Origin of the sequence: Pelagerythrobacter sp., assembly GCF_041912895.1 — a bacterium.
Lineage (GTDB): Bacteria > Pseudomonadota > Alphaproteobacteria > Sphingomonadales > Sphingomonadaceae > Pelagerythrobacter.
Window position 1 is genome coordinate 57768 of record NZ_JAYSGI010000002.1, and the last position, 20232, is coordinate 77999.

Sequence of the window (20232 nt, forward strand, 5' to 3'; positions counted from 1 at the left end):
GCACCAGTTCTGCGCGCCAAGTCAAGTCACCACCTGTCGAGACATATGGGCGGTTCATCGGCCTCCGCGCCCCAGCAGCGACGATCGGTTGCCCGCGCGCGCAACGAAATGCGCACTGCTCCGTTGGATGAAAGCAACGAAACAACGAGGAGAAGATACAAATGAAATTGCCGCACAAGGCGTACGTCGCACTGGTCGACGGAAATACTTTCGTGGTCATGCGCAACAAGGGCCAGGCATTCGAACCCGTGCTCGAGGCGGTGGAAAAGCCCGACCTCGATGCGACCAATTTCAGCGCTGGCGTGCGCCATCAGGATACGATCGGCCAGCAACACGGGCGTACCGATCTCAACGAACTGGCGCATGGCGCGGCGGCGGCCGAATGGCTGAATGCGAAGGCGATCGCAGGCGAAGTGGATAATGTGTTGGTGATCGCGGACCCGAAGACGTTGGGCGAAATGCGGCGGCATTATCATAGCGAGCTGGAAAAACGGCTGGTGGGCGAGATCGCCAAGACGATGACCGGCGAAACCAGCGACCGGATCGCGGGTGCAATCGCCGCCGCTTGATACGGCAAATCCATCGCATTCACCGCTGACGAGCAACCGCTCGTCGCCAGCGGCCTTGTTCGTGCGAATCCGAAACCGTTAAGCCGTTGCAAACCTAGGGAGGGTTACAACGGCCACCATGGCACTGGGATCGCGAATCGCAAGGGTACTGGCGGGGGCGCTTGCGCTCGGCCTCGCTGCAACGCAACCGGCTTACGCGCAGCCTGCGAATTTCGAGGCCGCGTTCGACAGCACGTTCGGCACCGAACAGCGCGCGCCGCAGACGTTCGAGGCAGTCTACCAGAGCGGCTTTGAACAGCGCATCGCGCTCGCCGCGGACGGGGCCGATGGGCGCATCGGCGTGGCGGTGCTCGATCTCGCGACCGGCCAGGAATTCTCGGTCCTCGGCGACCAGCGTTTTCCGATGGCCAGCACCAGCAAGATCGCCATCGCCGCCACCTTCCTGGAAGGGGTCGAAAAGGGCCGCTGGACTCTGTCGAGCGAATTCCCGCTGCTGATTCCGGTACGCTCCAAACCGTTTTCCAGCGTCAAGGCGCCGGTGCGGCCCGGCAACCACTTGCCCGCGCACGAACTGATCGAGCTGATGATCACGCGTTCGAGCAATACCGCGACCGACGCGTTGCTCGCCGCGGTCGGCGGACCGCAGGCGGTGAACGACTGGATGCAGCGCGCGGGGATCGAGGAATTCCAGCTCACCCGCGACATCGCCACGTTGGTGCGAGACGACGGCGAGATCGATCCGGCGCGGTCGATCGACTTGCGCGACAGCGCCACGCCGCGCGCGATGACCGAACTGCTCGCCGGAATCTATCAGGGCCGCTGGCTGAACGAGAGCAGCCGCCGGGTCATCATCGGCGCGATGGAGCGCTGCCGCACCGGCAAGCGCCGCATTCCCGCATTACTGCCCGCAGGCGCGCTGGTGGCGCACAAGACCGGATCGCTCAACAACACCTCGAGCGACATCGCCATCGTCAACACGCCGGACGGGCGCGCCTTCGCGGTCGCGATCTATGTCACCGGCCAGGGCACGCGCCCCGCGCGCGAAGACCGGATCGCGCAGATCGCACGCGCGGCCTATGCCGGCTACGACTATCCCAACGGGCGCACCTGGGCCGACGCGAGCTATGCCGGCGCGGGCGAAGTCGTCGCCGCGAGCCCCTGAGAACCGGACCTGCAGGACACGTTCGCACCGGACCGGACCGTCGCCGGATAAACAGAAAGGGCGGCGCCTCGCGGCACCGCCCTTCCGTTTTCGCTATGATAGCGAGGATCAGTCGGCCTGCGCTTCGGCGGTCGACTCGTCCTGCACTTCGGCTTCCGCAGCAGCGGCGGCTTCGTCGGCAGCGGCGGTCGCTTCTTCGGTCGCGCCTTCGACGGCGTTGCCGGCGTCGGTCGCGGCGTCTTCAACGGCGGTGCCCATGGCATCGGCATTGGCTTCGGCGTCGGCGGCGGCGCTGTCGACGGTTTCGCCAGCGGCGTCCTGGGTGCCTTCCGAGCAGGCGGCGAGGGTCAGAGCGGCGGCGCCGGCGGCGGCGGCGAGAATGATCTTACGCATAATTCGAATTCCTTGAACAGCGAGTGGTTTTCATCCCGGCCGGAGCCGGAACGCGAAGCCCACAAGCAGCAGACTTCGCCGCCCCAAATAATGGCCGTTTTGTGGCGATGCAAGCGATTTGACACTTTTGCGCCGCAATTCGTCGCATTCCGCGCTGCACACGAAACCGGCTGACCGGCCCGAAAAGCGCTGCTACCACGCGTGCGATGGCAGACAAGCAGCATCTCTATCTGGTCGACGGTTCGGGCTACATCTTTCGGGCCTATCACCGCCTTCCGCCCCTCACCGATCCGGAGGGCACGCCGGTCGGCGCGGTCTACGGTTACACCACGATGCTGTGGAAGCTCGCCGACGATCTCGACAAGGCCGAAGGGCCGACGCACCTCGCGGTGATCCTCGACAAGGGATCGACCAGCTTCCGCAACGACATCTATGCCGAATACAAGGCGAACCGCCCCGATCCGCCCGAGGATCTGGTGCCGCAGTTCCCGCTCATCCGCGATGCGACGCGCGCCTTCAGCCTGCCCTGCATCGAAGAGGAGGGTCTCGAGGCGGACGACCTGATCGCCAGCTATGCCCGCGCCGCGACGCGCAAGGGATGGGACGTAACGATCGTCAGTTCGGACAAGGACCTGATGCAGCTGATCAGCCAGTGCGCCGAGCCCGACGAAGGCGTGGCCGAGGGCGGCTGCATCGACATGCTCGACACGATGAAGAACGCGCGCATCGGGCGCGACGAGGTGATCGAGAAGTTCGGCGTGCCGCCCGAACTGGTCGGCGACGTGCTCGCGCTGATGGGCGATTCGGTGGACAACGTGCCGGGCATATACGGCGTCGGGCCCAAGACCGCCTCCAAGCTGATCGTCGAGCACGGCAGCCTCGCCGCCGCGCTCGACGCCGCGCCGGACATGAAGAAGTCGAAGCTGCAGGAACGGCTGATCGAGGGGCGCGAAATGGCCGAGCTCAGCCGCGTCCTCGTCCAGCTCAAGGAAGACTGCGACCTGCCGATGGCGCTGGAGGATTTCGCGCTCCGATCCATCGCGCCCGAACCGCTCGCCGCATTTCTCGAAAAGCACGGGTTTACCAGCCTGCTGCGGCGGCTCGACGCCGGCAGCGGCAGCCCGGGCCGCCCGACCGAGCTCAACCCCGCCAAGCCGGTCAACAAGGCCGCCGCGCCGTCACCTGAGGGAAACCGGCAGGCGCTGCCCGAACTGCCGAAGGTCGATCGCAGCTCCTACGAGTGCGTGCAGAGCACCGAGCGGCTCAAACACTGGATCGAGCGCGCCTTCGCCGCCGGGCTGGTGGCGATCGACACCGAGACCAGCGCGCTCGACGCGATGCGCGCCGATCTCGCCGGGGTCAGCCTCGCGCTCGGGCCGAACGACGCGTGCTACATCCCGCTCGCCCACGGCGGCAGCGACATGTTCGCCGAAAAGCCGGAACAGGTCGCGCGCGAAACCGCGCTGACGCTGCTCAAGCCGCTGCTGGAAAGCGACGCGGTGACGAAGATCGGGCAGAACATCAAATACGACCTCAACGTCCTCGCGCGCCACGGAATCGCGATGGGGCCGGTCGACGACACGATGATCGTCTCGTTCGCGCTCGATGCGGGCCGCAGCCTCGACGGGATCGGGGGGGGGCACGGAATGGACGAGCTGTCCGAGCGCCATCTCGGCCACACCACGCTGACCTTCAAGGACGTGTGCGGCAGCGGCAAGAAGGCGATCCCCTTCGGCGAGGTGCCGCTCGACCGCGCGACCGAATATGCCGCCGAGGATGCCGACGTGACCTGGCGGCTGCACAGCCAGCTCAAGCCCCGGCTCGCGGTGGAAGGCGGCACGCGCATCTACGAGCGGGTCGACCGCCCGCTGATCCCGGTGGTCGCACGGATGGAGCGCCACGGCATCCGCGTCGACAAAGCGCGGCTGGGCAAGCTGTCGGACGAATTCGCCGCCGAGACCGGCCGGCTCGAAGGCGAAATCCACACCATCGCCGGGACCGAATTCACCATCGGCAGCCCCAAGCAGCTGGGCGATGTGCTGTTCGAGCAGATGGGCTACAAGGGCGGGCGCAAGGGCAAGAGCGGGCAGTATTCGACCGATCAGGCGATGCTGGAAAAGCTGTCCGCGCAAGGTGCGGAGATCGCCGACAAGGTGCTCGAATGGCGCCAGCTCACCAAGCTCAAAAGCACCTATACCGACGCGCTGCAGGCCGCGATCAATCCCGATACGGAACGCGTCCATACCAGCTACAGCCTCGTCGGCGCGCAGACCGGGCGGTTGAGCTCGACCGACCCCAACCTGCAGAACATCCCGATCCGCACCGAGATCGGCCGCCAGATCCGCGACGCGTTCGTGGCGGAGGACGGCAACGTGCTGCTCGCCGCCGACTATTCGCAGATCGAATTGCGCCTCGCCGCGCACATGGCCGACGTTCCCGAGCTGAAGGAAGCCTTCGCGAACGGCGAGGATATCCACGCGCGCACCGCGGCCGAGATGTTCGGCGAAGTCACCCGCGACACCCGCGCGCAGGCCAAGACGATCAACTTCGCGATCCTCTACGGCATCAGCCGCTGGGGCCTCGCCGGCCGGCTCAAGGTCGAGGCGGACGAGGCGCAGGCGATGATCGACACCTATTTCAAGCGCTTCCCCGGCATCCAGCGCTACATAATGGAGACGCTCGAAACCGTGCGCGAGCGCGGCTATTCGCAGACGCTGTTCGGCCGCAAGACGTGGTTTCCCCGGATCGGATCGAAGAACCAGGCGGAGCGCCAGGGCAGCGAGCGCGCGGCGATCAACGCGCCGATCCAGGGCACCAGCGCCGACATTATCAAACGCGCGATGGTGCGCATGATGCCCGCACTGGACGATGCCGGTCTCGGGCACGTGCGGATGCTGCTGCAGGTGCACGACGAACTGGTGTTCGAACTGCCCGCGGGCGACGTGGCCGCGGCCGCGCCGGTGATCGAGCGGGTGATGGCCGAAGCCGCGCTGCCCTCGGTCGCGCTCGACGTGCCGCTCGGGATCGAGATCGGTTCGGGCCACAGCTGGGGCGCCGCGCATTGATCCGCCCGCGTTTGCGCCGCGCGCATCTCGGAAACCTGGCAGTGCTGGGGCTGATCGCGCTCGCGCTGTTTCTGGGCATCTTCTTCGTCTTCCAGACGATCGAGGCCGAGCGCAGCGAACGCGCGCAGATGCGCGAGACCAGCGAAATCCTGCTCGAACTGCGCAACATCACCCGGGCCACGCTCAACGGCGAGACCGGCCAGCGCGGCTATCTCCTGACGCTTGATCGCCGCTATCTCGACCCGTATCTGGTCGGCCGCGAACAGTACCCGCCGGCGATGGCGCGGCTGCGCGCGCGCGTCGAGCCGGACGCGACCGCGCGCCAGCAGGAATTGCTCGACGAGATCGAGACTCTCGCCGACTCGAAGTTCGCCGAGATGCAGGAGACGATCCAACTGATCGAGCGGCGCGAAGTGCTCGAAGCGCGGCGACGGGTCCTCGACAACGAAGGCGCCGAGGTCATGGCCCGGCTGCGCCGCGCGACGCGCGACATGGAGGAGATCGAGAACCGCATCCTGCTGCGCGCGGCGAGCGAGACCGCGCGCGCGGAAGGGCGCGTGCTGCCGCTGCTCGGCGGAATCGTGCTGGTGCTGCTGGTCGCGCTCGCGCTCGGCTATCGCCTCGTCACCCGCGCCGCGCGGGCGGAGGCCGAAGCGTCGCAGGCGAAAGCGCTCGGCGAAGCGCGCGACCGGGCGGACCTGCTCGCGCGCGAGCTGAACCACCGGGTCAAGAACCTGTTCGCCGTCATCCTTGCGATCGTGCGCATGAGCGCGAAGGACACACCCGAGGCGAAGCCGGTAATCGAGCGGATTTCCGAACGTATCCACGCACTCCTGACCGCGCACGAGGTGACCCAGGGGACGCTGGAACGCCCGGTCGCCTCGCTGCGCGCTTTGGTCGAGACCACGCTCGCCCCTTATCGCTCGGACAAGCTCCCGGCCCAGATCGACGGACCCGAGATCGAGCTGCCGGCCAAGCAGGTCACGCCGCTCGGCCTCGTGCTGCACGAACTCACCACCAATGCCGTCAAATACGGCGCGTGGAGCCGGGGATGCCTGCTCGAAGTGCGCTGGCGACTGGCGGACGGCTCGCTCGTCATCGAATGGCGCGAACATTGCGAATCCGAAGGCCGGGAGCCCGAGCGCAAGGGCTTCGGCAGCCTGTTGATGACCAGCGCCGCGCGGCAACTACGCGGCGAGATCGACCGGCGGTTCGGCGAAGAAGGCGTCGAAGTGACGATCACCATCCCGCACGCCGCCTGAGGGTCTGCCGCTTGCCCCCTGCATGACGCGCTAGCGTCTGCCGCTTGCAAGCGCCGCGCTGAACCCATAATCCGCGCGGCATGTTCGAACGCTTCGATCCGCGCAACTGGTCGATCGCCTGGGACGAGGTCGTGGTCGCGGCGGTCGCCATCGCGATTGCCGTCGTCATCGCCTTCGTGATCCACAAGATCGTGTTCGGCCTGCTGGGCCGGCTGGCGCGCCGCTCGCACTCCGACGTCGACGAGCTGGTGTTCGACCGGCTCGCCCGGCCGATCCGCTGGTCGGTCGTCGCGATCGCCATCGCGGCGGTGGCGCAGACCAACCCCAACATTCGCGCGGTGTGGGAATGGATCGCCCCGCTGCTGGTGCCCGCGCTGGTCGGCTGGGTCGCGCTGTCGCTGGTGCGCGCCTTCGCCGCGGCGATGCAGATGCGCAGCGAGCTGTCGTCCGATCCGATCGCCGCGCGCAGCCGCCGCACGCGGGTCGCGATCCTCTCACGCACCGCAGGCTTCCTGATCGTGATGCTGACGGTGGCGATGATGCTGCTGGCGATCCCCGGCGTGCGCGACGTGGGGGTGACGCTGATGGCGTCGGCCGGCCTCGCCGCGCTTGCAGTGGGCGCAGCGGCGCAGCCCGCACTCAAGTCTCTGATCGCGGGAATGCAGATGGCACTGACCGAGCCGCTGCGAATCGGCGACCTGGTGGTGATCGAGGGGTTTTCGGGCCGGGTCGAGGAAATCCGCATGAGCTTCGTGATCGTGCGCACGTGGGACGAGCGGGCGATCGTGGTGCCGACCAGCTCGTTCCTCGAAAAGAGCTTCGAAAACTGGTCGCGCGAAAGCGAGCAGCTGACCGGCGCGGTGTTCCTCCATCTCGACCCCGCCGCCGCAGTCGCGCCGATCCGTGCCGAGTTCGAGAGCTATCTTCCGACCCGCGCCGAATGGGACGGGCGCACGGGCGAACTGCTGATGACCGAGGCTTACCCGGAAAGCATCGAGCTGCGAATCGCGGTCAGCGCAGCGACGATTCCCGACCTGTGGACGCTGCGCTGCGCGGTGCGCGAGCACATGATCGAATGGCTGCGCACCGAAATGCCCGACGCGCTGATCCGCCACCGGCTGGGGGTGGAGGACGCGAACGCCGGCGTTCAGGGCGAATAACGCACCAGTCCCCGGCGCCGCGCCGGGTCAGCCGTGCTTTCGCTCGCGCGTCGGTTCGACCATCCCTTCGCTGATGAAGCCGATCGGCATCGCCTCTGCGGCGCGCTTCTTCAATTCGCCGCGCATCTTGCGATATTCTTCCTCCATCTGCGAGGTGACCGTGGCACGCGAATCCTTCAGCGCCTCCTCGAAATCGACTGTGGCCACCGCGTCCACTTCCCGGCCGACGCGCCGCAGGGCATTGAGCCCGGCGCGGCGCACGACGTCCTCCAGATCGGCCCCGGTGAAGCGGTCGGTCTGCGCCGCGATCGACCCGAGATCGACATCCGCCGCAAGCGGCATGCCCTGGGTGTGGATGCCGAGGATGCGCGCACGCCCGGCTTCGTCGGGCGTGCCGACATAGACCAGTTCGTCGAACCTGCCCGGCCGCAGCAGCGCCGGATCGACCAGCGTGGGCCTATTGGTGGCGCCGATCACGACGACCGACTGCAGTTCCTCGAGCCCGTCCATTTCGGCGAGGATCGTGTTGACCACGCGCCCCGTCACCTGCGGCTCGCCCTGCCCGCTGCCGCGCGCGGGCACGAGGCTGTCGATCTCGTCGATGAAGATCACGCACGGCGCGACCGCGCGGGCACGCTGGAACATGCGCGCGATCTGCTGCTCGCTTTCGCCGTACCATTTGGACAGCAGGTCCGAACTCTTCATCGAGATGAAGTTCGCCTCCGCTTCCTTCGCCACCGCCTTGGCCAGCAGCGTCTTGCCGGTTCCGGGAGGCCCATAGAGCAGGAAGCCCTTGGCCGGGCGGATGCCGAGACGGCCGAAGGCGTCGGGATTCTTGAGCGGCAGCTCGATGCCTTCCTTCAGCATGTCGATCGCATCGTCGACCCCGCCGATATCGCTCCACGCGACATTGGGCACCTGCACCATGACTTCGCGCATCGCGCTCGGCTGCACGCGCTTCAAGGCCGAGAGGAAATCCTCGCGGGTCACCGAAAGATCGTCGAGCACCTCGGGCGGGATCGTGCGCGCGTCGAGGTCGAGCCGCGGCATGATCCGACGCACCGCGTCGATCGCCGCCTCGCGCGCGAGCGCGGCAATATCCGCGCCGACGAAACCGTGGGTCACGCGCGACAGCTCGTCGAGGTCCACCCGGTCGCCGAGCGGCATGCCGCGCGTATGGATCGCGAGGATTTCGCGCCGGCCCTTCTCGTCGGGCACGCCGATCACGATCTCGCGGTCGAACCGGCCGGGGCGGCGCAGCGCCTCGTCGATCGCGTCGGGCCGGTTGGTGGCGGCGATGACGACGAGGTTCGAGCGCGCTTCGAGCCCGTCCATCAGCGTCAGCAGCTGCGCAACAAGCCGCTTTTCCGCCTCGCCGTGGACCTGCGCGCGCTTGGGCGCGATCGAATCGATTTCGTCGATGAACACGATCGCGGGCGAGGACTTGGTCGCTTCCTCAAACACTTCGCGCAGGCGCTTCTCGCTCTCGCCATAGCCCGAGCCCATGATCTCCGGCCCGTTGATGGTGAAGAACTGCGCGTCGCTCTCGTTCGCCACGGCCTGCGCCAGCCGGGTCTTGCCGGTGCCCGGCGGGCCGTGGAGCAGCACACCCTTGGGCGGATCGACGCCTAGGCGGGTGAACAGCTCGGGATAGCGCAGCGGCAGCTCGACCATCTCGCGCAGCTGCTGGATCGTGTCTTCCATGCCGCCGACATCGTCGTAGTTCACCACCGCGCGACCCGTGGGCGCTTCCTCGAATTCGGCGCGCAGCTCGACCTCGGTGTTCTCGTCGATATGGACGATTCCCTTGGGAGCGGTCGAAACGACGGTCAGGCGAATTTGCGTCAGCGCATAGGCGGGCGCGTTGAACATGCGCTGGACCTGCGGGGGCATGTTCTGCACCGGCTGCTGGCCGGTGGTCGCCACCAGATCGCCCGCCAGCAGGGGCTTGCGGAAGAAATTGCGTTTGAGCGCCTGCGTCGGTCCCTGGAGCCGCATCTCGCGGCTGGCGGGCGCAAAAACCACACGCGTAGCGGCGCGGGATTCGGCGGAGGCGATGCGGACGTGCTCGCCCGATCCGCACTCGGCATTGTTGCGTTGAAGTCCATCGAGCCGAACGACGTCGAGCGTCTGATCCTCGTCGTAGGCCGACATCGCGATCGCGGTGGTGGTCCGCTTACCCTCGATCTCGACCACATCGCCCTCGGTGATCCCGAGCGCCTGGAAGGCCGAACGCGGCAAACGCGCGATGCCGCGCCCGCTTTCTTCCTGCCGTGCCGCGGCGACCTGGAGCCGGACCGCCTTTTCCTCTACCGCCGCGTCGACTTCGGCCATCCGTAATGTTCTCCAGTCCAATGGTTCGGGCTTCGCCCCTAGCTAAGGAGCGTTGGCTGCGAGTCAAATGAACGAATGCCGCAACGGTGCCGCTTTGCCGGTTGCGCGAGACAAGAAAAAAGGCCCGGTCACGAGGACCGGGCCTGGAAAGTCTTGGGAGAGGATGCCTGTAAAGGCCCGTCCTGTTTGCAGCGCAGCAGGTCATTGTGCAAGTGCGAAAAGCGCATTCTTTGTTGCATAATTCGCAACCAGAGCGAAATCGCGCTGTTTTGTTTCATTTTTGTGGCAAGGCTCGGCAACGGGCTCGCCACCGGCTTTGCTGCAGTGCAACATGGATTTGCGCATACGGTTGCGCTGCGGGGGTGACAGCAGGCTGCACGATGCCTAACAGCCGGGCTGTTACGGAGGCCCGATGAACAAGCTCTACCCCGATGCCGCCGCAGCCCTCGACGGACTGCTGAAAGACGACATGCTGATCGCTGCAGGGGGCTTCGGCCTGTGCGGTATTCCCGAGCGCCTGCTCGACGCGATCCGCGACAGCGCCGTGAAGGGCCTCACCTTCTGCAGCAACAACGCCGGGATCGACAACGAAGGCATCGGCAAGCTGCTGCGCACGCGGCAGGTGAAGAAGATGATCTCGTCCTACGTCGGCGAGAACAAGGAGTTCGAACGCCAGTTCCTGTCCGGCGAACTCGAGGTCGAATTCTGCCCCCAGGGCACGCTGGCCGAACGCATGCGCGCGGGCGGCGCGGGCATTCCCGGCTTCTACACCAAGACGGGGGTCGGCACGCAGGTGGCCGAGGGCAAGGAGGTCAAGACTTTTGACGGAGAGGACTACATCCTCGAACGCGGCATCTTCGCCGACCTCGCGATCGTGAAGGCCTGGAAAGCGGACGAGACTGGCAATCTGGTGTTCCGCAAGACCGCGCGTAACTTCAATCTGCCCGCCGCCACGTGCGGCAAGGCCTGCGTGGTCGAGGTCGAGGAAGTGGTGCCCGCGGGCAGCCTCGACCCGGACTGCATCCACCTGCCCGGCGTCTACGTACAACGCATGATCGTTGGCGCGCCCTACGACAAGAAGATCGAGTTCCGCACCGTGCGGGAGCGCGCCGCGGCATGAGCGCATCGCGGCTCCGCGCCGCGCTCGCGGTATCGGCGCTCGCGTTGTCGCTCGGCGGCTGCGTGGCGGCGGCGATCCCGCTCGTCGCGGGCGGAGCGATCGCGACGCGCGGCGATACAGACGAGGAGCGCAGCGACGCGAGCCTTGCGACGCCACGCTCCGAAGCGCCTGCCGCTCCGTCACCGACCCTCGGGAATACCCCGCAATCCGCACCCGCGAGCCCGGCCCCCGGTTCGCTCGCGGCCGAAGCGCAGGCCGCAACGCTTGCCGTCGCGTCTGGCCGGGCCGGCGACTACGACGCATTCCTCGCCCACGCCACGGCGCAGGCGGCGCGCGATCCGATCGCCGCGCCCCGCAGCTCGGCGATCCTCACCGCGCCCGGCTCGCTCACCCCTACGACCACCGAATGCGCGATTCTGCCCCCGGCAGTGGTGATCGATCTCGATCCGCGCGGCGCGACGCTCGACATCGCCGCTCTGGCCGCCGACCCCGTGCTCGCCCGCGGCCTCGCCGCGCTGCGGCTGCAGGGCGTGGAGGTCAACTGGATCAGCAACGCCTCGGCCGGTCAGGCGGGCGCGCTGCGCACTCGCTTGCGCGAGACCGGGCTCGATCCCGAAGCGCGCGACGCGCTGTTGCTCATGCGCCGCGCCACCGACCGCAAGCAGTTGCGCCGCAAGGAACTGTCGCAGACGCATTGCGTGGTCGCGATCGCGGGCGACGAACGGCCGGACTTCGACGAGCTGTTCGGCTATCTCAAAGACCCGTCCGCCGCCGCGGATCTGGAGCCGCTGGTCGGCGACCGCTGGTTCCTCGTTTCCACACTTCAAGACACCAAGGAAGACTGACATGCCCTGGGACCGCAACCAGATGGCCGCGCGCGCGGCGCAGGAACTGGAAGACGGATATTACGTCAACCTCGGCATCGGTATCCCGACGCTGGTGGCCAACCACATCCCCGAGGGAATGCATGTCACCCTGCAGAGCGAGAACGGCATGCTCGGCATAGGCCCCTTCCCTTACGAGGGGGAGGAGGACGCCGACCTCATCAACGCGGGCAAGCAGACGATCAGCGAGCTGCCGCACAGCGCCTATTTCGACAGCGCGGCGAGCTTCGCGATGATCCGCGGCGGGCACATCGACCTGACGGTGCTGGGCGCGATGGAAGTGGCGGCCAACGGCGACATCGCCAACTGGATGATCCCCGGCAAGATGATCAAGGGTATGGGCGGCGCGATGGACCTCGTCGCCGGGGTAAAGAAGATCATCGTGGTGATGGAGCACACCGCGAAGGACGGCAGCCCCAAGTTCATCCCCGAATGCACCTTGCCGCTGACGGGCACCAACGTGGTCGACATGATCGTGACCGACCTCGCCGTGTTCCAGCGCCCCGACCACGACAGCCCGTTCAAGCTGATCGAACTGGCGCCGGGCGTGAGCGCCGAGGAAGTGGCGGAGAAGACGACGGCGAAGTACGTGTCATGAGTGGGGAAACACCTCGCTGGAAGCTGCGAGAGCCCGATTTCGTGCAATCGATCGCCAATCTGGAGATAGCCTGCCGTATGTATCGGCAGGGGAACATGGATATCGTCCAACAGGCCGGCATGATCCAACTGTTCGAGATCGCTTGGGAGCTGGGGTGGAAAACGATGCGCGACTATCTCGTCACGCGCGGCTTCACGGATGGCATCAACTCGCCGACAGGCGCGATACGAACGGCTCACAAGATCGACCTCGTCGCGAATGCCCAAGCATGGCTCGATGCAGCCAACGTTCGCCATACGCTTTCGCACGAATATCGCCCGGATCGCGCGGCCGGTGCGTTGGCGACAATAGCCAGCGACTATCTGCCTTTATTCCAGGATCTGGCAGGAGCACTTAATGATGCCGATATCGCCAGCCGTGACGCTCACTGATCGCGAGCGCGCAACAGTCGAGCAAATCATCCGCAGCATGGCCGGACGAATCGGCGAGGTGAAAGTTTTCGGTTCGCGGGCGACCGGTCGGGCACGGCCTTCGTCGGACCTCGACCTGGTCGTATATCCTCCGATCGCGCAGCGAGAGCTGTACGATCTCATGGATGCGTTCGAAGAGAGCGACCTGCCGATTTTCGTCGATGTCGTGCCATGGGACAAGGTCACGTCGGAAGCGCTCCGCGAACAAATCAGACGTTATGCGGTTCCACTTTTCGCTGAAGAAGTCTGAGACGAAATCACCCCAACGCAGCCTTGAGATCGGTCGTGAGGTCGGTGCGTTCCCACGGGAAGGCGTCGCCTTCGGCGGCGCGGCCGAAGTGGCCGTAGGCGGCGCTCTGGCGGTAGATCGGCTTGTTGAGGCCCAGGTGCGTGCGGATGCCGCGCGGGGTCAGCCCGCCCAGCTTGGGGATGCCGCGGATCGCGTCCTCGATGCGGTCGTCGGCGATGGTGCCGGTGCCGTGCGTGTCGACATAGAGCGACAGCGGCTCGGAGACGCCGATCGCATAGGCGAGCTGGATCGTGCAGCGTTTCGCGAGGCCCGCCGCGACGATGTTCTTGGCGAGATAGCGGCTGATGTAGGCGGCCGAGCGGTCGACCTTGGTCGGGTCCTTGCCGCTGAACGCGCCGCCGCCGTGCGGCGCCGCGCCGCCATAGGTGTCGACGATGATCTTGCGGCCGGTCAGGCCCGCGTCGCCGTCGGGCCCGCCGATCTCGAACGTGCCGGTGGGGTTGATGTGCCACTTCGTCTCGTCCGACAGGAAACCGTCGGGCAGCACGCCCGCGACGACGCGCTTCACGTAAGCCTTGAGCTCGGCTTCCTTGTCACCTTCGTCATAGCCCGGCGCATGCTGGGTGGAGACGACCACCGCGGTCGCCGCGACCGGCTTGCCCTCGCGATAACGCAGCGTGACCTGGCTCTTGGCGTCGGGTTCGAGGAACGGCGCGGTGCCGGCCTTGCGGTCGTGCGCCATCTGCTGGAGGATCTTGTGGCTGTAGTCGATCGCCGCAGGCATCAGGTCGGGCGTCTCGTCGCAGGCGAAGCCAAACATGATGCCCTGATCGCCCGCGCCCTCGTCCTTGTTGCCGCTAGCATCGACGCCTTGCGCGATATGCGCGCTCTGGCCGTGGAGGTGGTTCTCGAAGGTCAGCGTTTCCCAGTGGAAGCCTTGCTGCGCGTAGCCGATGTCCTTCACCACCCCACGGACGACGCGCTCGATCTCGTCCTCGACGCCCGGCGCCCAGTCGCCGCCCGCGTCCATGATGCCCTTGCCGCGGATTTCGCCCGCCAGCACCACGCGCTGCGTCGTCGTCAACGTTTCGCAAGCAACGCGCGCCTCGGGATCCTTCGACAGGAACAGGTCGACGATCGCGTCCGAAATCTGGTCCGAAACCTTGTCGGGATGGCCTTCGGAAACGCTTTCGGAGGTGAAGAGGTAAGTGCTGCGCATGCTTGATATTCCGATATAAAGATAGCTTTATGTCTCGCGCAGCGTCCTAGCGACCCCGCAGCCGCGTGGCAACCAGCGATCCGGCGATCAGCAGCAGCGCCCACGCGATCGCAAGCCAGTTGCCCGTCCGCGAAAACAGCGTCGGAGCCCGCGCCGGAGGGATGATGCCGTCGATCCGGTCGGCGCGGTGCATGCCGATATGATCGCGCACCACGCCGCGCGCGTCGATCACAGCGCTGATGCCGGTGGTGGTGGAGCGCAGCACGGGCAGCCCTTCCTCGATCGCGCGCATCCGCGCCTGCGCCAGATGCTGCGGCGGGCCCCATGCGCCGAACCAGCCGTCGTTCGAGGGATTGAAGATATAGTCGGGCCGGTCGCCGCGATCGACGACCTGGCCGGAGAACACGATCTCGTAACAGATCTGCGCGCCCGCCTTGCCCCATTCGCCGAGATCGAGCGTGCGCGGCCCCGGCCCGGGGAGGAAGTCGATCGCGCCGGGCACCAGCCGCGTCAGCCCCAGCGGTTCGAGCAGCCAGCGCATCGGCAGATATTCGCCATAGGGCACGAGGTGCGCCTTGGCGTAGCGCTCGCCCAGCGTGCCCTCGGCAGAGATCGGGGTGATCGTGTTGTAGGCGCCGACCGCGCGTTCCTGCCCCTCGGCCATGCCGATCTCGAGATCGACCGCACCGGTCAGCAGCATCGAGCCCTCGCCGATCACCCGCCCGATCCGCCAGCGGGCATAGCGCGGGTCGCCCGCAGCGGTCAGCTGGTCGTAATAGCGCTGCGGATAGCCGTCGCGCAGGTAGTCGGGCACGCCCGATTCGGGCCACAGCACCAGCCGTTGCGTGCCCGGTTCGCGCGGGACCGAAAGCTGCGCGATGCGCGCGAACTGCTCTTCGAACTTGGCCGGGTTGTCGAGATCGGGCTGGCGCAGATCGGGCTGCACCAGCGTGAAACGCATCGTGCCTTCCTCGCGCGCGGGCGCGGGCCAGTACATGCCCGCCGCCAGCAGCACTGCTACCGCCGCGAACGGCACGAACCGGCGCTCGCGCAGCAGGACGATCAGCATCGCCCCGACCAGTGCGGCGAAGCCCGAAAGGGCATACGTGCCGGTCCACGGCAGCACCGCGGCCAGGCCGGGCCGGTCGAACGGGCCCAGCAGGACAAGGCCGAACGGATCCCACGCATAGCCGGTGAAGACCCAGCTGCGCAGCCATTCGGTCACGATCCACGCGCCGCCGAACACGCAGGACGCCGCTCCCGCGCCAAGCCTGCGGCCCAGGCCCCAGGCGATCAGTGCGGCGAGCGCGGGATAGACCGCGAGGTAGACCGCCAGCAGCGGCACCGCGAGCCAGCCGAGCCAAGCAGGCATTTCCGCCTGATAGGTGAACGCGGTCGCGATCCAGTTGTTCGCCAGCGTGAAATGGGCGAGACCGAACAGCCATCCGTTCAACAGCGCGCTACGCCAAGTCGGCGCACGCAGCGCGACCAGCGCGAACGCACCGATGCCGAGCAGCGCGACGGGCCAGAGATGGAGCGGCGGGAAGCCCGTTGCCGAAAGCAGCCCGCACAGCGCGGCCGCGATCCGCGGATGCGCGGCGAACCAGCGGTCGATCCGGTTCATCTGCGGGCCGATCCCCTAATAGCCGCTGTCAGCCGACCGCACGCACCGCGTCGTCGTCCTTGGCCGGTTCGGCCGCCTTGCGGGCGCGGGGCGCGCGCTTCTTCTTCGGCGGCTCGCCGTCGCCGGCTTCGGCGATCGAGGGAGGAAGCGCGGCGGCGTCGATCTCGCTGCCGTCCCGATCCTCGCTCGCACTGCGCGATTTGCGCGGCTTGCGCGTTTCGGCGCGCGGCTGACGCTCTTCGCTGCGCGGCTGGCGCTCTTCGCTCCGCGGCGGGCGGCCTTCGCTACGCGACTGGCGCTTGAACGGGTTGTCGGCCGGCTCGTAATCGTCGTCGTCGCGCGCATCGTCGTCGCGATCGCCCGCATTGCCGCGGCCGTTCGCATCGTCGCGGCGGCCGCGCGTGCTGCGCGGCTGCTGGCGGCGGCGATTGTCGCCCTCGTCCTCGCCGTCGTCGTCGTCCTGGTCGCGCTCGTCCTGGCGCTTGCCGCGCTGTTCGTCCTGGCGCGCCTTGTTGTCGGCGATGACGCGGAAATAGTGATCGGCGAACTGCAGGTAGTATTCGGCCTGCACGCGGTCGCCGTGATGCTGCGCGTCCTGCGCGAGCTTCTTGTACTTGTCGAGCATCTGGGGCGCGTTGCCGCGCGCCCTGCTGTCGATCCGGTTGCTCTGGTTGCCGCCGCCCTGCGGGCGATTGCCGCGGCCGCGGCGGCGATTGTTATTGCGATGATTGTTCAAGGAATACTCTTCCTCATTCGGGACCGCCCTGCCGGCACCATTGCCCGTGCGGTCGCATGACCCCTCACCGCGTCCGCTTCCCGAGCGGCTCGCGGCCGTTCCATCTGCACCTGTGCGCGGGCCTGAGCGCCCGGACGGTTTGCAAGTGTAGGAACAAGGCCTGGCCGGGAGGCGAACGCGCCGCGAACCGGGGGCCTTGGCAGCAGAGTTAGCTATCGCGATGCCGCTTGCCAACCCCTAACGCAAAATCAATGCGCGGGGGCGTTCGGCGAGATCGCGGCGAAGATCGGTGGAAAACCCCGCCATGCGCGCGATTTCGCCGACGGCTTCGGCCTGCGAAGCACCGATTTCGAGCACCGCGACTCCGTCCGGCGCGAGCAAGGCTCGCAACTGCGGGATCAGCACGCGATAGTCGTCGAGCCCCTCGGCCCCGGCGAACAGCGCCTCGCCCGGCTCGTAATCGCGCACGGAGGGGTCGAGCGGGGCATCGGCCTCGACATAGGGCGGGTTGGCGATGACCCGGTCGAACCCGCCGAAATCATCGGACCAGCCCGCGCGGTGCCAGTCGGCTTCGACCAGCCGCGCCCTGCCCCTGACGCCCAGCGATTCCGCATTGCCCACCGCCACCGCCAGCGCGGCGGGCGAACGGTCGATGCCCACGCCCTCCCAGCCCGGCTTTTCGGCGATGAAGCTCAGCAACAGCGCGCCCGATCCGAGGCCGAGATCGAGCACCCGGCCGCGCTCCCCCGCGCCCTCCAGCGCGGCCGCCAGCGTCGTCTCGCTGTCGCCGCGCGGGATCAGGACGCCGCGCGTGACGTGAAACGGACGGCCATGGAACTCCTGCTCGCCGACGATATAGGCGACCGGCTCGTGCGCCGCGCGCCGCTCGGTCAGCGTAGCGAACCCGGCGGGCGCCGTGTCCGCCATATGCCCCAGCAGCATCGCGGAGCGCGATATGCCCAGCGCGTGCGCCATCAGCAATTCGGCATCGAGCCGCGCGGTGTCGGAGGTTTCGCCAAGCCGCTCGGCCGCCGCGCGCAGCGCCTCGCCGACGGTGGTCACGTGTCCATCGCCGCGAGCCGCTTGGCCTCGTCCTCGGCGGTCAGCGCGTCGACCAGTTCGGCAAGGCCCGGCCCGGCGAGCACTTCCTCCAGCTTGTGCAGCGTCAGGCCGATGCGGTGATCGGTCACGCGGCCTTGCGGAAAGTTGTAGGTGCGGATGCGCTCGGAACGGTCGCCGCTGCCGACCATCGCCTTGCGCGCCTCGGCCTCGGCGCCCTGCGTCGCCTCGCGCTGCGCTTCGAACAGGCGGGCGCGCAGCACCTGCATCGCCTTGTCCTTGTTCTTGTGCTGGCTGCGCCCGTCCTGGCAGGTGACGACCGTCCCGGTCGGCAGGTGGGTGATGCGCACTGCGCTGTCGGTGGTGTTGACGTGCTGCCCCCCCGCCCCGCTGGCGCGATAGACGTCAATCTTGAGGTCCTTGTCCTCGATCTGGACGTCGACCGCGTCGGGCTCGGGCAGCACGGCGACGGTCGCGGCGGAGGTGTGGATGCGCCCGCCGCTCTCGGTCACGGGCACGCGCTGGACGCGGTGGACCCCGCTTTCGAACTTGAGCTTCGCGAACACCCCGGCACCCGCGACGTTGGCGACCACTTCCTTGACCCCGCCGATGTCGGACGCGTTGACCGAGATCGTCTCGACCCGCCAGCCCTGTTCGCTCGCGAACCGTTCGTACATGCGGAACAGGTCGGCGGCGAACAGCGCGGCCTCGTCGCCCCCGGTGCCCGCGCGGATTTCCAGCATCGCGGGCCGCGCGTCGGCGGCATCGCGCGGCAGCATCGCCACCGCCAGCGCGCGCTCGGCCTCGGGAAGATCGTTGCGCAGCCGCATGATCTCTTCCTCGGCGAGCGCCTTCATATCGGGATCGGCATCGTCGAGCCGTTCCAGCTCGGCCAGCTCGCCGCGCATCGTGCGCACGCCCTCCGCCGCGCGGGCCACCGGCTCCAGCTCGGCATAGTCGCGGCTTGCGGCGACGAACGCCTCGCCCTCGAGCGTGCCCGAAGCCAGCCGCGCCTCGAGCTCGGCGAAGCGATGCGCGATCTGGTCGAGCCGTTCGGCGGGGATGGTCATTGCCAAAGAGATTCGGACTCAGCGAGCGCCGTCTCGAGCGCGATACTAAATGCCTTACTGGCCTGTATCCTAAATCCGTGCCTTTCAAAGGCTAAATTAACGATGGCTTTCGGGTTAAGTTTTACAGCCTTGTCGAATCTCTTCTTTGGAGAGCCATTGGCTATAAACTCTGCGATAAAACCCTTCGAACGCAGAAATTTTATCAGCGCAATACCATGACTTAAGCGTATTTCATCTTCAACGACCACTGCTACGTCGATTTGAGAATCGCCGCTCTTCTCCACCAGCATGGCCAGCCGCTCAATCCCGGCGGCCCAGCCGACGGCGGGCGTCGGCGCGCCGCCCAAGCTCTCCATCAGCCCGTCGTACCGTCCGCCGCCCAACACCGTGCTCTGGCTGCCGAGCGCGTTCGCCGCCGCCGAGCCTTCGTCGGGCACGAATTCGAACGCGGTGTGGCGGTAGTAGTCGAGGCCGCGCACGAGGCTCTCGGCGCGTTGCCATTTCACGCCCGCCGCATCGAGGCCGCTGGTGACGCTTTCGAAGAAAGCCAGCGCCTCGTCCGACAGGAACGCGTCGATCTTCGGCGCATCGGCCACGAAGCGCTTGTCGCGCGGGTCCTTGCTGTCGAGGATGCGCAGCGGGTTCTTCTCCAGCCGCTCCTGCGAATCCTCGCTCAACTCGCCCTTCACGCCCCGGAAATGCTCGACCAGCGCGGCGCGCCAGGCTTCGCGACTGTCGGCATCGCCGAGCGTGTTGAGGTGCAATGTCACCCCCTCGATGCCGAGTTCGCGCAAGAGCTGATCGGCCATCGCCAGCAGTTCGACGTCCGCCTGCGGTTCGGCCGCGCCGATGATCTCGGCATCGAGCTGGTGGAACTGGCGATAGCGGCCCTTCTGCGGCCTCTCGTAGCGGAACAGCGGGCCGTGCGTCGCGACCTTGAGCGGCGCGTGCTGCTGCCAGCCGTTGGTGAGCCAGGCGCGTGCGATCCCGGCGGTGAATTCGGGCCGCAACGTCAGCGACTCGCCGCCGCGATCCTCGAACGAATACATTTCCTTCGAGACGACATCGGTCGTCTCTCCGATCGCGCGGCTGAACACCTCGGTCTTCTCGAACACCGGCATCTCGACCCGGCGGAAGCGGTAGAGCCGCCGCACGCGCTCGAAGGTTTCCACGACATGCGCGAACGCCTCCGCCTCCGCACCGAAGATGTCCTGCGTTCCGCGAATGGCCTGTGGTGTCTTTGCGCTCATAGCGCGC

18 protein-coding genes are annotated in these 20232 nt (G+C 67.2%); 10 read left to right on the forward strand and 8 right to left on the reverse strand.

What is annotated here, in order from left to right:
• Positions 1-161: 161 nt before the first annotated feature.
• Together ACE3QC_RS07280 and ACE3QC_RS07285 are read left to right on the forward strand one after the other, a co-directional pair.
• Positions 162-569, forward strand: coding sequence for a host attachment protein (locus ACE3QC_RS07280; RefSeq protein ID WP_374406782.1), 408 nt, complete (start codon positions 162-164; stop codon positions 567-569).
• 118 nt (positions 570-687) lie between these two features.
• On the forward strand, positions 688-1731 hold the full coding sequence (locus tag ACE3QC_RS07285) for a serine hydrolase (RefSeq protein ID WP_374406784.1): 1044 nt from the start codon (positions 688-690) through the stop codon (positions 1729-1731).
• 108 nt (positions 1732-1839) lie between these two features.
• Here the strand turns inward: ACE3QC_RS07285 and ACE3QC_RS07290 are convergent, their stop codons facing one another.
• The gene (locus tag ACE3QC_RS07290; RefSeq protein WP_374406786.1) at positions 1840-2124 is read right to left on the reverse strand and encodes a hypothetical protein; all 285 of its coding nucleotides are present in this window, start codon (positions 2122-2124) and stop codon (positions 1840-1842) included.
• A 206-nt stretch (positions 2125-2330) separates the two neighbouring features.
• On the opposite strand from ACE3QC_RS07290, the gene polA reads away from it, so the two are divergent.
• From polA to ACE3QC_RS07305, 3 genes are all read left to right on the forward strand, one after another.
• Entirely contained in the window at positions 2331-5189 is a 2859-nt protein-coding gene (polA, locus tag ACE3QC_RS07295) for a DNA polymerase I (protein ID WP_374406788.1), read from the forward strand.
• The gene (locus tag ACE3QC_RS07300; protein ID WP_374406790.1) at positions 5186-6451 is read left to right on the forward strand and encodes a sensor histidine kinase; all 1266 of its coding nucleotides are present in this window, start codon (positions 5186-5188) and stop codon (positions 6449-6451) included. The genes polA and ACE3QC_RS07300 overlap by 4 nt, the downstream gene beginning before the upstream one ends.
• A gap of 80 nt (positions 6452-6531) precedes the next feature.
• Positions 6532-7611 carry a mechanosensitive ion channel family protein gene (locus ACE3QC_RS07305; RefSeq protein ID WP_374406792.1) on the forward strand — a complete coding sequence of 360 codons (1080 nt, stop codon included), beginning with the start codon at positions 6532-6534 and terminating at the stop codon, positions 7609-7611.
• A gap of 27 nt (positions 7612-7638) precedes the next feature.
• Here the strand turns inward: ACE3QC_RS07305 and ACE3QC_RS07310 are convergent, their stop codons facing one another.
• A complete protein-coding gene (locus ACE3QC_RS07310; protein WP_374406794.1) occupies positions 7639-9945 on the reverse strand; it encodes a CDC48 family AAA ATPase in 2307 nt (768 codons plus the stop codon).
• 412 nt (positions 9946-10357) lie between these two features.
• On the opposite strand from ACE3QC_RS07310, the gene ACE3QC_RS07315 reads away from it, so the two are divergent.
• The 5 genes from ACE3QC_RS07315 to ACE3QC_RS07335 are packed head-to-tail and all read left to right on the forward strand — an operon-like array spanning position 10358 to position 13267.
• The gene (locus ACE3QC_RS07315) at positions 10358-11065 is read left to right on the forward strand and encodes a CoA transferase subunit A (RefSeq protein ID WP_374406796.1); all 708 of its coding nucleotides are present in this window, start codon (positions 10358-10360) and stop codon (positions 11063-11065) included.
• On the forward strand, positions 11062-11910 hold the full coding sequence (locus ACE3QC_RS07320) for a hypothetical protein (RefSeq protein ID WP_374406798.1): 849 nt from the start codon (positions 11062-11064) through the stop codon (positions 11908-11910). The genes ACE3QC_RS07315 and ACE3QC_RS07320 overlap by 4 nt, the downstream gene beginning before the upstream one ends.
• Position 11911: 1 nt before the next feature.
• Positions 11912-12547 carry a CoA transferase subunit B gene (locus ACE3QC_RS07325; protein ID WP_374406800.1) on the forward strand — a complete coding sequence of 212 codons (636 nt, stop codon included), beginning with the start codon at positions 11912-11914 and terminating at the stop codon, positions 12545-12547.
• 41 nt (positions 12548-12588) lie between these two features.
• Complete coding sequence (locus ACE3QC_RS07330) at positions 12589-12978, forward strand: HI0074 family nucleotidyltransferase substrate-binding subunit (RefSeq protein WP_374406802.1); 390 nt, start codon at positions 12589-12591, stop codon at positions 12976-12978.
• Positions 12965-13267 carry a nucleotidyltransferase family protein gene (locus ACE3QC_RS07335; RefSeq protein ID WP_374406804.1) on the forward strand — a complete coding sequence of 101 codons (303 nt, stop codon included), beginning with the start codon at positions 12965-12967 and terminating at the stop codon, positions 13265-13267. Before ACE3QC_RS07330 ends, ACE3QC_RS07335 begins: the two co-directional genes overlap by 14 nt.
• A gap of 7 nt (positions 13268-13274) precedes the next feature.
• Here ACE3QC_RS07335 and metK read toward each other — a convergent pair whose 3' ends face one another.
• From metK to hisS, 6 genes are all read right to left on the reverse strand, one after another.
• A complete protein-coding gene (metK, locus tag ACE3QC_RS07340) occupies positions 13275-14486 on the reverse strand; it encodes a methionine adenosyltransferase (RefSeq protein WP_374406806.1) in 1212 nt (403 codons plus the stop codon).
• Positions 14487-14532: 46 nt separating this feature from the next.
• Complete coding sequence (lnt, locus tag ACE3QC_RS07345; protein ID WP_374406808.1) at positions 14533-16110, reverse strand: apolipoprotein N-acyltransferase; 1578 nt, start codon at positions 16108-16110, stop codon at positions 14533-14535.
• Between the two features lie 28 nt (positions 16111-16138).
• A complete protein-coding gene (locus ACE3QC_RS07350; protein WP_374406810.1) occupies positions 16139-16846 on the reverse strand; it encodes a DUF4167 domain-containing protein in 708 nt (235 codons plus the stop codon).
• Positions 16847-17083: 237 nt separating this feature from the next.
• On the reverse strand, positions 17084-17908 hold the full coding sequence (gene prmC, locus ACE3QC_RS07355) for a peptide chain release factor N(5)-glutamine methyltransferase (RefSeq protein WP_374406812.1): 825 nt from the start codon (positions 17906-17908) through the stop codon (positions 17084-17086).
• Positions 17905-18975, reverse strand: a complete 1071-nt coding sequence (gene prfA / locus ACE3QC_RS07360) for a peptide chain release factor 1 (protein ID WP_374406814.1) — start codon at positions 18973-18975, stop codon at positions 17905-17907. Before prfA ends, prmC begins: the two co-directional genes overlap by 4 nt.
• Positions 18972-20225 (reverse strand): histidine--tRNA ligase, encoded by a 1254-nt coding sequence (hisS, locus tag ACE3QC_RS07365; RefSeq protein ID WP_374406815.1) that lies wholly within the window; start codon positions 20223-20225, stop codon positions 18972-18974. The genes prfA and hisS overlap by 4 nt, the downstream gene beginning before the upstream one ends.
• Positions 20226-20232 lie beyond the last annotated feature (7 nt).

Coding starts and splice junctions, on each gene's coding strand:
- metK (WP_374406806.1), bottom strand. CDS start 14,486: ATGCGCAGCACTTACCTCTTCACCTCCGAAAGCGTTTCCGAAGGCCAT.
- prfA (WP_374406814.1), bottom strand. CDS start 18,975: ATGACCATCCCCGCCGAACGGCTCGACCAGATCGCGCATCGCTTCGCC.
- lnt (WP_374406808.1), bottom strand. CDS start 16,110: ATGAACCGGATCGACCGCTGGTTCGCCGCGCATCCGCGGATCGCGGCC.
- ACE3QC_RS07305 (WP_374406792.1), top strand. CDS start 6,532: ATGTTCGAACGCTTCGATCCGCGCAACTGGTCGATCGCCTGGGACGAG.
- ACE3QC_RS07320 (WP_374406798.1), top strand. CDS start 11,062: ATGAGCGCATCGCGGCTCCGCGCCGCGCTCGCGGTATCGGCGCTCGCG.
- polA (WP_374406788.1), top strand. CDS start 2,331: ATGGCAGACAAGCAGCATCTCTATCTGGTCGACGGTTCGGGCTACATC.
- ACE3QC_RS07315 (WP_374406796.1), top strand. CDS start 10,358: ATGAACAAGCTCTACCCCGATGCCGCCGCAGCCCTCGACGGACTGCTG.
- ACE3QC_RS07310 (WP_374406794.1), bottom strand. CDS start 9,945: ATGGCCGAAGTCGACGCGGCGGTAGAGGAAAAGGCGGTCCGGCTCCAG.
- ACE3QC_RS07290 (WP_374406786.1), bottom strand. CDS start 2,124: ATGCGTAAGATCATTCTCGCCGCCGCCGCCGGCGCCGCCGCTCTGACC.
- ACE3QC_RS07325 (WP_374406800.1), top strand. CDS start 11,912: ATGCCCTGGGACCGCAACCAGATGGCCGCGCGCGCGGCGCAGGAACTG.
- hisS (WP_374406815.1), bottom strand. CDS start 20,225: ATGAGCGCAAAGACACCACAGGCCATTCGCGGAACGCAGGACATCTTC.
- ACE3QC_RS07285 (WP_374406784.1), top strand. CDS start 688: ATGGCACTGGGATCGCGAATCGCAAGGGTACTGGCGGGGGCGCTTGCG.
- ACE3QC_RS07280 (WP_374406782.1), top strand. CDS start 162: ATGAAATTGCCGCACAAGGCGTACGTCGCACTGGTCGACGGAAATACT.